This window comes from Marinomonas sp. 5E14-1 (assembly GCF_039939215.1).
Lineage (GTDB): Bacteria > Pseudomonadota > Gammaproteobacteria > Pseudomonadales > Marinomonadaceae > Marinomonas.
Map to the genome: position 1 here is coordinate 126,706 of NZ_JBDXMW010000006.1, position 13,946 is coordinate 140,651.

15 protein-coding genes are annotated in these 13,946 nt (G+C 41.1%); 1 reads left to right on the forward strand and 14 read right to left on the reverse strand.

Annotated elements, in window-relative coordinates; genetic code table 11:
- Positions 1–13: 13 nt before the first annotated feature.
- Positions 14–805 (reverse strand): tRNA cyclic N6-threonylcarbamoyladenosine(37) synthase TcdA, encoded by a 792-nt coding sequence (gene tcdA / locus ABFY09_RS07315; protein WP_347983739.1) that lies wholly within the window; start codon positions 803–805, stop codon positions 14–16.
- A 95-nt stretch (positions 806–900) separates the two neighbouring features.
- On the opposite strand from tcdA, the gene ABFY09_RS07320 reads away from it, so the two are divergent.
- Positions 901–1,641, forward strand: coding sequence for a helix-turn-helix domain-containing protein (locus tag ABFY09_RS07320; protein ID WP_347983648.1), 741 nt, complete (start codon positions 901–903; stop codon positions 1,639–1,641).
- A gap of 84 nt (positions 1,642–1,725) precedes the next feature.
- On the opposite strand, the gene ABFY09_RS07325 is transcribed toward ABFY09_RS07320, so the two are convergent.
- From ABFY09_RS07325 to mnmG, 13 genes are all read right to left on the reverse strand, one after another.
- Positions 1,726–2,145: a F0F1 ATP synthase subunit epsilon gene (locus ABFY09_RS07325; protein WP_347983649.1), complete on the reverse strand. Its 420-nt coding sequence runs from the start codon at positions 2,143–2,145 to the stop codon at positions 1,726–1,728.
- A gap of 62 nt (positions 2,146–2,207) precedes the next feature.
- A complete protein-coding gene (atpD, locus tag ABFY09_RS07330) occupies positions 2,208–3,584 on the reverse strand; it encodes a F0F1 ATP synthase subunit beta (RefSeq protein ID WP_347983650.1) in 1,377 nt (458 codons plus the stop codon).
- A 30-nt stretch (positions 3,585–3,614) separates the two neighbouring features.
- The gene (atpG, locus tag ABFY09_RS07335; RefSeq protein WP_347983651.1) at positions 3,615–4,475 is read right to left on the reverse strand and encodes a F0F1 ATP synthase subunit gamma; all 861 of its coding nucleotides are present in this window, start codon (positions 4,473–4,475) and stop codon (positions 3,615–3,617) included.
- A gap of 87 nt (positions 4,476–4,562) precedes the next feature.
- A complete protein-coding gene (atpA, locus tag ABFY09_RS07340) occupies positions 4,563–6,107 on the reverse strand; it encodes a F0F1 ATP synthase subunit alpha (RefSeq protein WP_347983652.1) in 1,545 nt (514 codons plus the stop codon).
- 38 nt (positions 6,108–6,145) lie between these two features.
- Complete coding sequence (locus ABFY09_RS07345; protein WP_347983653.1) at positions 6,146–6,682, reverse strand: F0F1 ATP synthase subunit delta; 537 nt, start codon at positions 6,680–6,682, stop codon at positions 6,146–6,148.
- 11 nt (positions 6,683–6,693) lie between these two features.
- A complete protein-coding gene (locus ABFY09_RS07350; protein ID WP_347983654.1) occupies positions 6,694–7,164 on the reverse strand; it encodes a F0F1 ATP synthase subunit B in 471 nt (156 codons plus the stop codon).
- Between the two features lie 54 nt (positions 7,165–7,218).
- Positions 7,219–7,476, reverse strand: coding sequence for a F0F1 ATP synthase subunit C (atpE, locus tag ABFY09_RS07355; RefSeq protein ID WP_347983655.1), 258 nt, complete (start codon positions 7,474–7,476; stop codon positions 7,219–7,221).
- Positions 7,477–7,537: 61 nt separating this feature from the next.
- The gene (gene atpB, locus ABFY09_RS07360) at positions 7,538–8,365 is read right to left on the reverse strand and encodes a F0F1 ATP synthase subunit A (protein ID WP_347983656.1); all 828 of its coding nucleotides are present in this window, start codon (positions 8,363–8,365) and stop codon (positions 7,538–7,540) included.
- 48 nt (positions 8,366–8,413) lie between these two features.
- Positions 8,414–8,818 (reverse strand): ATP synthase subunit I, encoded by a 405-nt coding sequence (locus ABFY09_RS07365; protein WP_347983657.1) that lies wholly within the window; start codon positions 8,816–8,818, stop codon positions 8,414–8,416.
- Positions 8,819–8,981: 163 nt separating this feature from the next.
- Positions 8,982–9,863 (reverse strand): ParB/RepB/Spo0J family partition protein, encoded by an 882-nt coding sequence (locus tag ABFY09_RS07370; protein ID WP_347983658.1) that lies wholly within the window; start codon positions 9,861–9,863, stop codon positions 8,982–8,984.
- Between the two features lie 45 nt (positions 9,864–9,908).
- On the reverse strand, positions 9,909–10,676 hold the full coding sequence (locus ABFY09_RS07375) for a ParA family protein (protein ID WP_347983659.1): 768 nt from the start codon (positions 10,674–10,676) through the stop codon (positions 9,909–9,911).
- Positions 10,677–10,679: 3 nt separating this feature from the next.
- Positions 10,680–11,306 (reverse strand): 16S rRNA (guanine(527)-N(7))-methyltransferase RsmG, encoded by a 627-nt coding sequence (rsmG, locus tag ABFY09_RS07380; protein WP_347983660.1) that lies wholly within the window; start codon positions 11,304–11,306, stop codon positions 10,680–10,682.
- 39 nt (positions 11,307–11,345) lie between these two features.
- The gene (gene mnmG, locus ABFY09_RS07385) at positions 11,346–13,235 is read right to left on the reverse strand and encodes a tRNA uridine-5-carboxymethylaminomethyl(34) synthesis enzyme MnmG (protein ID WP_347983661.1); all 1,890 of its coding nucleotides are present in this window, start codon (positions 13,233–13,235) and stop codon (positions 11,346–11,348) included.
- Positions 13,236–13,946 lie beyond the last annotated feature (711 nt).

Consider the following 13,946-nt stretch of genomic DNA (forward strand, 5'->3'; position numbering starts at 1 on the left):
ATCCCATTGATGTTCAGTCGTTATTCGCTTTGCTCGCCAACTTATCCAAGACTCTAGAAACTGCCACAAAACCAAAGGTCGCGGTCACTGCTGTGCTGGCGCCAAAGCCTGTATCACAGTTCATTTTTGTTTCTGTATCCCCTTTTAATCTCTGTTTAGATACAGTCCCATCTCCTTGTGGATAGCTAAGCTGTTCCATGGAATAAACACATTCAATATCAAAACGACGTTTCATGTTCCGGCTAAAGTTGTAATAGCGACGAAGAAAATTACGTAATTTTGAAGCCAGCGGATCTTTCTCTGTTCGCGATAAATCGGCGATTTGTATTCGAGTTGGATCCGTTTGACCACCAGCGCCACCAACTGTTATGAGCTTACGCTTGTTGCGCTTACACCAAGCCACTAGAGCAGCTTTTGGTTTAATACTGTCAATGCAATCAATAATGTAATCAAACGGCTCAGAAAGAAGCTCAGGGATGTTATCAGGGGTTATAAAGTCTTCTATACAATCAATCTGACAATGTGGATTGATTAATTGAATACGCTCTTTCATTGCATCGACTTTCGCTTTACCTATGTTGCCATCCAATGCATGAATTTGGCGGTTGGTATTGGTAATGCATACATCGTCCATATCCACTAAGGTTATGGTGCCAATACCAGAGCGAGCCAGAGCTTCAGCGGCCCATGAACCGACACCACCAATACCAATCACACACACATTCGCTTGAGTAAAAGCCTGATAAGCCTTGTCGCCATATAAGCGCCGAATGCCTCCAAAGCGTTGTTCATCTGTCACTCTTATTTCCTCACTTTTCTCTGATCTATTTATCATGCTGCGTTTTTAAGAAGAATCCGTGTATTCTTATGTCTGTCATTCGCCAATTTTTTGTGAGAACTATGATTCAGCAAGCTTTAGAGCAACTTGGTTTAACACCAAGGGAAACACAACTTTATCAAACTCTTCTAAAACTTGGCCCTTCTTCTATTCGAGACATTGCTGAGCATAGTGGCATTAATCGAGGCAGTGCTTATGAATCTTTAAAGCAATTACAAACCAAAGGCATTGTCAGCTATTTCCCAAAGGGGAAGCGTCGTTTTTTTACAGCGGAAAACCCTGATATTTTGCTCAACTTAGCAGAAGAAAAACGCACTCGCCTTGATAAGACTATTGAATCATTAAAGAACACAATTATTCCCAACCTACATCAACAGCAGCCAGATTATCACCACACAAATGTACGTTACTATGAAGGCGATGACGGTATTGAATGGGTCTTGCGGGATATTTTAAACGTGGTTTCAGCACAAGACCATAAAGAATATTGCGTGTTTTCTTCTAAGCCTATTCGACCTTACTTGTATCGCCCTTTTCCAAACTACACAAAGCAGCGAGTGAAACTAGGTATCAATGTAAAAGTCATTGCCTTGGGTGATGGTGGTGAAGAAGCGGAATTATCTGAACGTAAGTGGATAAAAACCGAAGGCTCTGTGGATGCCAGCTATATTGCGATTTACCCACCAAAATGTGCCATCATTTCTTTAGCCAGCAATAACTTCCCTTCTGCTGTGGTATTAGAGTCAAAAGACATAGCTAAAGCACAACAAATTATTTTCGATACTCTATGGAAGATGCTTTAAGTCTTTTTATCTAAATACCTAAATAACAAACAATAAAAAAGCAGCCATTAGGCTGCTTTTTTAACTCATCATTCTAAGTAACCGTTAATTATGATCACGGAACTGTTGAATAGTACGCAAGCGGGCCATAGCTTCGGCTAATTCCGCTGTCGCACGAGTGTAGTCGACGTCAGGTTTTTGCTCAGCTAAAAGCTCAAGAGCATGCTTTTTCGCTTGTTGCGCTGCGTCTTCGTCCAGATCTCTTGCACGAATAGCTGTATTAGCTAAAACAGTGATACGGTGAGGTTGAACTTCTAGGAAGCCACCTGACACGAAGATATTCTCTTCATCACCATTTTCTTTAATCACACGAACAGGACCTGGTTGCAGAGTTGTTAACAACTGAGCGTGGCCAGGCATAATGCCTAGGTCACCATAGCTGCCTGCAGCCACAAGAGATTGAACTGCACCAGAAAAAATCTCTTGTTCAGCGCTTACGATATCGCAGTGTACTGTGATAGCCATAAGTTGCCTCTCTTAAGTCATACTTAGCAAAGCGTTTTTCAACGCCTTGCTATGCGTGATGGTTAAAGTTTCTTAGCTTTCTCGACAGCTTCGTCGATGCTACCAATCATGTAGAACGCTTGCTCTGGAAGATCGTCATACTCGCCATCCAAGATGCCTTTAAAGCCACGAATAGTTTCTTTTAAAGGAACATATTTACCTGGAGCGCCTGTGAAGACTTCAGCTACGAAGAAAGGTTGAGACAAGAAACGCTGGATTTTACGAGAACGGTTAACCGTTTGCTTATCTTCTTCAGATAACTCGTCCATACCCAAAATTGCGATAATGTCTTTCAATTCTTTGTAACGCTGCAATACCATTTGTACGCCACGTGCTACGTCGTAGTGCTCTTGACCAATAACTAACGGATCAAGCTGACGTGAAGTAGAATCAAGTGGGTCGATCGCTGGGTAAATACCCAAAGAAGCGATGTCACGAGACAATACAACGGTTGCGTCCAAGTGAGAGAAGGTTGTTGCTGGAGAAGGGTCAGTCAAATCATCTGCAGGTACATATACCGCTTGTACAGATGTGATAGAGCCTGTCTTAGTAGAGGTGATACGTTCTTGAAGAACACCCATCTCTTCAGCAAGTGTAGGCTGGTAACCTACCGCAGACGGCATACGACCTAGCAATGCAGATACTTCGGTACCCGCAAGCGTGTAACGATATATGTTATCTACGAAGAAAAGCACGTCACGACCTTCGTCACGGAATTTCTCAGCCATAGTCAAACCAGTCAAAGCAACACGTAAACGGTTACCTGGTGGCTCATTCATCTGACCGTATACAAGAGATACCTTATCGATTACGTTCGAATCAGTCATCTCATGGTAGAAGTCGTTACCTTCACGAGTACGCTCACCAACACCAGCGAATACAGAGTAACCACTGTGCTCAATAGCGATGTTACGGATAAGCTCCATCATGTTTACGGTTTTACCTACACCGGCACCACCAAAAAGACCAACTTTACCACCCTTAGCGAAAGGACAAACAAGGTCGATTACCTTGATGCCTGTTTCTAGCAATTCATTACTAGAAGACTGCTCAGAATAAGAAGGCGCTTCACGGTGAATAGACCAACGCTCTTCTTCACCAATAGGCCCTTTTTCATCAATAGGGTTACCTAGAACGTCCATAATACGTCCTAGAGTTTGAGTACCTACAGGAACAGAAACCGGATTACTTGTATTTGTTACAACCAAACCACGCTTCATACCATCTGTAGAACCCATAGCGATAGTACGAACTACACCATCACCTAGTTGCTGTTGAACTTCCAACACCAACTCTTTACCCTCAATTGTGAGAGCATCATATACTTTTGGCACGTCATCACGTGGGAATTCCACATCGATAACAGCACCGATAATCTGTACGATTTGTCCGCTACTCATGTTCGGATCCTCTTAAAATACCTAAATACCTTAAACCGCTGCCGCGCCGCTAACTATCTCAGATATTTCCTGAGTAATCGCTGCTTGACGAGCCTTGTTGTACACCAGTTGTAATTCATCAATGATATCACCAGCGTTGTCTGTTGCGTTCTTCATAGCAAGCATACGAGCTGCTTGTTCACACGCAATATTCTCAACAACTGATTGATATACTTGAGATTCAATATAACGAACCAATAACTCGTCTAAAATTTCGACAGGTTCAGGCTCATAAATGTAATCCCAATGGTGCTTTAATTTTGCATTCTCTTCTGCTTTTAATGGCAAAAGTTGCTCAATCGCTGGCTTCTGAGTCATGGTATTCACAAACTCATTTGAAACCACAAAAAGACGATCGATACGACCTTCGTCAAACGCATCTAACATCACCTTTACACTACCAACTAAGTCGTCTGCTTGAGGTGCATCACCTAAACCAGTAAAAGCTGATGTTACATTTCCGCCGTAGTTTTTGAAGAAAGAAACCGCTTTAGAACCGATTGTACAAATGTCGATTTCAACACCTTCATCAGTAAACTGCTTCATTTCCTTGATGGCTTTTTTGAACACGTTAACGTTCAAACCACCACATAAACCACGATCAGAAGAGATCACGATATAACCAACACGCTTCGCCTCACGCTCGGTAAGGTAACGGTGTTTATACTCAGGATTCGCGTTAGCCAAATGGCCAACTACTTGGCGAATTCGTTCCGCATACGGACGAGAAGCGGCCATACGATCCTGAGCTTTACGCGTTTTACTTGCTGCTACTTTTTCCATAGCACGAGTAATTTTACGCGTATTATTAATGCTCGAAATCTGAGTACGTATCTCTTTTCCGACTGCCATAATAGAACTGCCCTTGTGAGAATGTTATTTCACAAACTGCAAGAAAATAATGACAAACTAGGTAACCCTAGTCTGTCATCAAGCTCATTACCAAGTTTGCGTCGCTTTGAACTTCTCGATTGCCGCTTTAAATGTCGCTTCAATCTCGCCGTTAAAATTACCAGTTTTGTTAATGTCAGCCATTAGATCAGTGTATTCACTATTCATATAACTCAACAAAGAAGTTTCAAAACTACCAATTTTGCTTGTTTCAACATCTTCAAGGAAGCCATCATTAGCAGCGTAAAGAACTACGCCCATATCAGCTACAGACATAGGAGAGAACTGCTTCTGTTTCATCAGTTCAGTAACCTGTTTACCGTGCTCTAGCTGTTTACGAGTCGCTTCATCTAGGTCAGATGCGAACTGAGCGAAAGCCGCCAATTCACGGTACTGAGCCAATGCAAGACGAATACCACCGCCAAGTTTTTTGACAATCTTAGTTTGTGCAGCACCACCAACACGAGAAACAGATACACCCGCATTCATCGCAGGACGAATACCAGAGTTAAATGCACTTGTTTCTAAGAATATCTGGCCATCTGTGATGGAGATAACGTTAGTTGGTACGAATGCAGATACGTCACCACCTTGGGTTTCAATGATAGGAAGCGCAGTCAAAGAACCCGTCTTACCTTTCACTTCACCGTTAGTGAATTTTTCTACATAGTCAACGTTTACACGAGACGCACGCTCAAGAAGACGAGAGTGAAGATAGAAAACATCACCTGGGTAGGCTTCACGACCTGGCGGACGACGAAGAAGCAAAGATATTTGACGGTAAGCCCAAGCTTGTTTCGTCAAATCATCATAAATGATTAACGCATCTTCACCGCGATCACGGAAATATTCACCCATAGTACAGCCAGTGTATGGCGCTAAATAAAGCATAGACGCTGGATCAGATGCACCTGCTGCAACAACAGTGGTGTATTCCATTGCGCCAGCTTCTTCAAGCTTACGTACTACGTTTGCAATCGTAGATTGTTTTTGGCCAATCGCAACGTACACACATTTAATACCACTGCTTTTTTGAGCAATGATGGTGTCAATTGCCAATGCTGTTTTACCAATTTGACGGTCACCGATGATCAACTCACGTTGACCACGACCGATTGGCACCATGGCATCGATTGCTTTATAACCGGTTTGAATTGGTTGATCTACTGACTGACGTTCGATAACGCCTGGAGCCACTTTTTCAACTTTATCAGTAAGTTTTGCATTGATATCGCCTTTGCCGTCGATTGGGTTACCCAATGCATCAACAACGCGACCTAGCAATTCAGGACCGATTGGAACTTCCAAAATACGGCCTGTACATTTAACTTTTTGACCTTCAACAAGGTCTTGGTAATTACCTAGTACAACAGCACCTACAGAGTCACGCTCTAGGTTCAATGCCATACCGTAAATACCGCCAGGGAATTCAATCATTTCCCCGTACATAACATCTGCCAAGCCATGGATCAGAACGATACCGTCTGCCACGCTGACAATTGTGCCCTCATTCTGGGCATCAGAAGTAACATCGAGGTTGTCGATGCGCTTCTTAATAATCTCGCTGATCTCAGATGGATTCAGTTGCTGCATGCTAAATTCCTCAACCCTGGTTTCGATTTAACGAAACGCTAGGAGTTTATCGCCTCGGACAGTTTCGCTAATTTACCGCGTACTGAACCGTCGATGATTAAGTCACCTGTACGTATAACCACGCCACCAATCAGGCTCGCGTCAGTTTCATTGGTCAAGTTAACCTTACGGTCCAACTTTTTACTCAATGAATCGGCTAATGCTTGTGCTTGCTCAGCTGATAATTCGAAGGCAGACGTAAAGTTTACATTTACGGCTTTTTCAAAATTCAGTTTAAACTGTAAAAACAAATCAGAGATTGCTGGAATAAGTGATAAACGCTTATTTTCAGCAAGGGTTAGTAAAAAAGCTTTCCCTTGTTCTGTTGTTGTTTCTGCACAGACATCAGCCAGAGCGTTTGCCTTCTCTTCCGCACTAAAAGCTGGGTTCTCAAGCGCTTTCTTAAGTTTAGGCTCTAAAGTAACAGCGGCTAATGTGTTTAACATCTCAGCCCATTCTGCTACTTGGCCTTTCTCTCGAGCAACTTCGAAAACCGCTTTCGCGTACGGTCGCGCGACTGTTTTTAATTCAGCCATTAGACCCTCGCTTAAAGCTCTTTAGCGAGCTGTTCAACGATCTCGCTATGTGCTTTCTCGTCAATGGTGGTTCCTAAGATTTTCTCGGCGCCAGCAAAGGCAAGAACGGAAACTTGAGCACGCAATGCTTCTTTAGCACGCAATACATCTTGTTCAATTTCTGCTTGAGCTGCTTGACGCAAGCGTTTGCCATCAGCAATCACTTGTTCTTTCGCCTCTTCAATCATTTGGTTCGCACGTTTATTGGCTTGTTCAATTATATCGGCCGCATTATCTTTGCTTTCACGTAGTAATTGATTGGCTTGTTCTTGTGCCAATTCAAGATCACGTGAAGCACGATTTGCTGCTTCTAAACCGTCTGCGATTTTTTTGCTACGCTCTTCGAGCGCTGCAATCACTGGAGGCCACACGAACTTTATGCAGAACCAGACAAAAAAAGCAAACGAGATAGCTTGGCCTATAAGTGTGAGATTTAAATTCACGCTAATATCCTCGCTCTAAGTCGTTTAAAAAAGTTTTCCATTTAATTCGAAAACTTAGCCAGCAACCTGAGCAAGGAAAGGGTTCGCGAATGTAAAGAACAAAGCGATACCAACACCGATCATAGATACAGCATCCAAAAGACCTGCAACGATGAACATTTTCGTTTGTAACATTGGTGCAAGTTCTGGCTGACGCGCACTTGCTTCAAGGAATTTACCACCTAAGATGGCAAAACCAATTGCTGTTCCCAATGCAGCAAAACCAATTAGCATTGCTACTGCGATTGCGGTCATACTTACTACTAGTTCCATTTTAACTCCTAACTTTACAGTTTAATTTAAAGGTTTAAAAAACAAGGGTATTACAAAATCATTAGTGTTCTTCGTGCGCCATACTTAGATAAACAATGGTAAGCATCATAAAGATAAAGGCTTGCAAAGTAATAACTAAGATATGGAAGATTGCCCATGGTACAGAGAGCGCCCATTGTGCGAACCAAGGTAGCACAGCAATCAAAATAAAAATCAATTCACCTGCATAAAGGTTACCGAATAAACGTAACGCTAAAGACACAGGTTTTGCTAGCAATCCAACCATTTCCAACACAAAGTTAAATGGAATCATGATTGGCGTATTAAAAGGCTGTAATGTCAGCTCTTTTATAAAACCGCCCACACCTTTAATGCTAATGCTATAGAAGATAATCAAGGCAAAGACAGATAAAGACATACCCAACGCAGCGTTAATATCCGTCGTCGGTACAATCTTAAAGTAAGCTAAGCCAAATACGTCATGAGCGATTCTTGGTACAAAATCGACAGGAATTAAATCCATTAAGTTCATCAAGAAAATCCACACAAAAATCGTCAATGCTAATGGCGCAATGACCTTACTTTTGCCATGAAAACTTTCTTTTACTGAGGTATCAACGAACTCAACCATCATTTCCACAAAGTTTTGAAGACCACCAGGTGTTTCTGTTGACGCTTTTTTCGCAGCCATACGGAACAACCATATAAATAAAACACCAAGACCAATAGAGAACCCCATTGTATCTAAATGAATCGCCCAAAAGCCCATGTCCGCTGCTTGTTGAGATGTTTCCGCAATACCCCAGCTACCATCAGGATGCTGACCAAAGGTCAAATTCTGAAGGTGATGCTTTATGTATTCGGAAGCATTTGGATTTTCGCTCGCCATATTTACATCCACGCTTTCAATTATTAAAACTGTATTCCTTTCTGCTAACTAGTGTTTTAGCAGAACAGGACTGAGCCAATGGCTCAAAATTGCAAAACCGAAACCTGCAAAAAAATACTCTGCAGATAAAGGCGTTATCAGAAGAAAAACCAGCGACAATAAAACCGCTGTCATCACCAACTTACCGGCTTCTCCACGATAAAATGATCTAACGACACTTTTTGCTGAACGAACACCTTTATACCCAAAAACACGCCATACCATATAAAAGCTAGGTAAAACGCTGCATAAACTCCCGAGTAAAAAAGAATAGCCTCTCAGACCACCCGTTATGTAAAAAATTCCCAATGATATAAAAATAGTGAGTAAGAACTGCAATAACACAAAGCGGAATATAGCTCGCTTTCTTGCGCTTAGAATTGCGCTTGTACTGAGCGGCTTATTTGCTTCCATTATCCAACTCTCTATCTCGCACCGTAAAAGTGCAATCAATGTGATAATTTATAAAATTCGAGGCATTATATGGGTAATAGCTGTCGTGTTCAACTTAAAGTGAGCGGCAAAATGACTTTCTAGAAATCTCTTAAAAATACAAAAAATAACTTGTGAAAATAATTTATTTTACTTCTAAAAGCTCGCTAATCAAGAGTTCTAGATGTTCTGGGTTTCGATATTCAATCACCAACTTACCTTTTCCTTTAGCTGAAGGTTGGATCTTTACTGCAGCGTTGATCTTCTGACTGATTTTTTCAGCCTCTGCACTTAAATCAGGCAGAGAAGGTTTATTATTTTCAACTTTATCAGTGACTTGAAAGTTCTTAACAAGCCTTTCTGTTTCACGAACAGATAAGGATTTCGTCACCACTTGAGAAGCGGCTTGGATTTGTTTGTCATGCTCCAAAGGCAAAAGCGCTCTGGCATGCCCCATCTCAATATCACCATGCTCTAACAAACGGCGAACTTCTGGAGTTAAACCTAATAAACGCAGCAAATTCGCTACTGTAGAGCGAGATTTACCCACTGTATCAGCAACTTCTTGCTGAGTTAAATTAAAGTCTTCAATCAATCTTTGCAACGCTAATGCTTCTTCAACAGGGTTTAAATCTTCCCTTTGGATGTTTTCGATTAGTGCTAATACTACAGCGTCTGCGTCTTCAACATGACGAATAATAACGGGAACTTGTGTTAAATCGGCTAATTTTGCCGCGCGCCAACGGCGTTCACCGGCAATAATTTCATACTGATTATGACCATTTGGGCGCACCACAATAGGCTGCATAATACCTTGAGTTCGAATAGAAGATGCTAAGTCTTCCAGTTGTGCGGAATTCATATCACGACGAGGTTGAAACTTACCTTTTGACAACCAATCAACAGGCAAATAGGTTAACCCCTTAATTTGATCGTCAGAACCATTCTCCACTTCTTTTGTTGCAGTGGCTTGTGGTGCTAATAAGGCATCTAAGCCGCGACCTAGACCTCTTTTTTTCATCGTCATTTCATTAACCTTAATTGATATGAAAATATGCCGTTAAGGCAATCATCAAACTACACACTTTCTGATAAATTCACCGGCTAATGCTAAGTAAGCAATTGCACCACGAGATTGCTTTTCGTAATGCAAAACAGGTAAACCATAACTTGGAGACTCGGCTAAGCGAATGTTTCTTGGTATGACTGTGTCATATACTTTTTCGCCAAAATATTTATGAAGCTGGCTAGAAACATCGTGAGTCAGACTAGGGCGAGGATCATACATGGTTCGTAAAATACCTTCGACCTCCAATGATGGATTTAATGCTTGAGTAATACGTTCAATGGTTTGTAATAGCGCAGTTAAACCTTCCAAAGCGTAATACTCACACTGAACAGGAATCAATACCCCTTGAGACGCAGCTAAAGCATTAACCGTCAACATATTCAAAGATGGCGGGCAATCGAGCAGAATATAATCAAAGTCATTATCGACTTCATACAGCCCTGCTCTCAAGCGCGTTTCCTTACTTGGTAGATCTAACAAAGCCACTTCTGCACCAGTTAGATCACCGTTTGCAGGCAGTACCCAATATTCACTTGGAGTACTTTTTTTCATCACTTCTTTTACGCCATGCGTTCCAACTAAGACATCAAATACACTTGTCTCTAATTCTTCTTTTGTTAGCCCGCTTCCGGTCGTAGCGTTACCTTGAGGGTCAAGATCAATAAGCAAAACTCGACGCTTCATTGCGGCAAGAGAAGCCGCCAAATTAACACAGGTAGTGGTTTTTCCCACACCACCTTTTTGATTGGTAACTGCGATGATCTTAGCCATTCTTTATCCTTTACGTGTCATCACTACCATATGACGCTCCGCTTGAATATTTGGCACATTGAGAGGTTCTGTCAAAATAACATCAACCTCTTTTGGTAATGCCGCGATTTCATCACTAGGATAAACCCCTTTCATGGCTAAAAAATTACCAGTTTCTTTAGGCAGAGGTAAAGTCCAGTTAATCATGTCTTGTAACGAAGCAAAGGCTCGAGAAATGACGTGATCATACTCACCTTGATGAGGATATTTTTCAACTCTTTCATTCGCTACTATGGCGTTATTGATACCTAACTCCATTTTCACTTGAGTTAAAAAACGAGTCTTTTTTCCGTTACTGTCTAACAAGGTAAATTGTTTGTCAGGATAACATATTGCAAGGACCATACCGGGTAAACCAGGCCCAGTACCAACATCGATAATTTTTTCACCTGTTATGTAGGGTAAAGTCGCTAAACTATCCAATAGATGCAATGTGATCATTTGCTCGGTATCACGAATCGCGGTCAGGTTGTAAGCCTTATTCCACTTTTCAAGCATGGCCAAATAATGAACAAGTGTCTGAATTGTTTCATCAGATAAAGAAGCGCCCATTTCTAGGGCGCCTTTTTGAATGGTGTCAAAATGTGTCACTGTCGATCCATTTCTACAAATTATTAACGGACGATGATTCTAGGCAGTTTTTTGTGCAATGGCACGTTTTTTCAAATGAATCAAAAGTAAAGAAACTGCAGCTGGAGTGACACCCTGAATACGAGATGCCGCAGCTAACGTTTCTGGTCGAACTTGGTTCAGCTTCTGCTTCACCTCATTCGACAAGCCTTCCATACTGCTGTAATCCAAATCAACAGGCAACGGAGTGCTTTCTTGTCGACGTAAACGATCAATATCTTCTGCTTGACGGGCAATATAACCTGCGTATTTCACGGCAATTTGAACTTGTTCAGAAACTTGCTCATCAACCGCTTCTTCAGGAGCATTTTTCAAATTAACCACATCGGAATAAACAATATTTGGACGCTTAAGTAAATCCAACAAGCTGTATTCATGAGTAATAGGCGTTTCAAGCTTTGGATTGATGATCTCTGCCTCTGGTGATTTAGGCACAATCCAGCTGGATTTAAGACGCTGAGTTTCAACTTCTATTGCTTCACGCTTTTTGCAAAACGCTGCCCAACGCTCATCAGAAACCAAGCCAAGTTCGCGTCCTTTTTCAGTTAAACGCATGTCGGCATTGTCTTCTCGAAGAATCAAACGATATTCCGCACGACTAGTAAACATACGATAAGGTTCTTTCGTTCCCATAGTAATAAGATCGTCCACCAGCACACCAAGGTACGCTTCATCACGTCTAGGCGTCCAAGCGTCTTTGTCTTGAGCCAGTAATGCTGCGTTCATTCCGGCTAATAAACCTTGGGCGCCAGCTTCTTCATAACCTGTCGTACCGTTGATTTGTCCCGCAAAAAACAAACCTGGCATGTGTTTGGTTTCTAACGAATATTTTAGATCTTGAGGGTTGAAATAGTCGTACTCAATAGCGTATCCAGGGCGAATAATATGAGCATTTTCCATACCTTTCATTGAGCGAACAAGTTCAATTTGCACGTCAAACGGTAAAGACGTCGAAATACCATTTGGGTAAAGTTCGTGTGTGGTTAAACCTTCCGGTTCAATGAAGATTTGATGTGAATTTTTATCGGCAAAGCGAACAATTTTATCTTCAATTGAAGGACAGTAACGAGGGCCAACACCTTCAATCACACCCGTGTACATAGGAGATCTATCCATTCCAGAACGAATAATGTCATGAGTACGTTCATTGGTATGAGTGATAAAACATTCGATTTGGCGCGGGTGCATTACACGGTTGCCCATGTAAGACATAACTGGCGTTATATCATCACCTGGTTGTGCCTGCATTTGAGAAAAATCAACAGAACGAGCATCAATTCGAGGTGGTGTGCCTGTTTTTAAGCGATCAACTCGAAATGGTAAAGCACGTAGCTTTTCTGCTAAACCAATAGATGGAGGGTCACCTGCTCGGCCACCAGAATGATTTTCTAAACCTATATGTATAATGCCGCCTAAAAAAGTGCCTGCCGTTAATACAACGGTTTTACTGTTAAAGCGTATTCCAGTTTGAGTAATAACACCACGAGCAGCGCCATCTTCAACAATCAGATCTTCAGCAGATTGTTGGAAAAGCCACAAGTTTTCTTGGTTCTCTAATTTATGACGAATCGCAGCTTTATATAGAATACGGTCAGCTTGAGCACGAGTTGCTCGAACAGCAGGGCCTTTTCGAGAGTTTAAGGTTCTAAATTGAATGCCAGCTTGATCTGTGGCTAAAGCCATAGCGCCATCTAACGCATCTATTTCTTTTACAAGATGTGATTTTCCTATACCCCCAATAGCAGGGTTACAAGACATTTGCCCTAAAGTTTCAATGTTGTGGGAAAGTAATAATGTTTTGACGCCCATGCGAGCAGCAGCTAAAGCCGCTTCTGTACCAGCATGTCCACCACCAACCACAATTACATCAAAACGACTTGGGAAATCCACAGGAACCTCGGTATTACTATATAAACAGGAAAAATGAATAAAAAACGATCAACGCTTGATTAGGCCGCTTAGTATATAGGCAAATTTTTAAAAAGAAAGCGATCGAATTCTCGAGCTCCGGTCATCAATATTAATATATATAAGTAAATATATAAGATCTTTTATGTCTGTTATGTTTATATAGCAAGATAAAATCTGTATATAACTCTTATTTTATCTTATATATCATTACTCTATGTGAATAATATCTTGTTAATCAAACCCTTCTCTTCCTGTGTTGTGGATAACCTATTCCTGTGTATAAAATTACTACTTATACACTCTGTGAATTTTCTTTCTAAGTTGTTAAAAACTGTGCAAAACTTCTTATCAATCTATTACCGTATTTATCAACAGATAGAATAAAATGTTTTATAAAATTTAACTTTTTGTTTTTTATAGACTTTATGTATATTTTAGAAGGTTTTATCGGGAGGAATTCAAAAAAATAATCCACAAGTAAAAAAATAAAAAAATTTGCTATTGGAACGAAGTAAGTAACTTAATGAAAGTGGATAATGTTAAGAAACGCTGATTTGTATGGCTTTTTCGTCATGTGCGCAAAAAGAGAGATTCTTTCTACTGTCTTTTTTTATTATGAGTAACTTGGATCTTATTGGGAGACGGTTAAAAAATTAGATTGGACACACATGATGTAGTCAGCACTTCTCA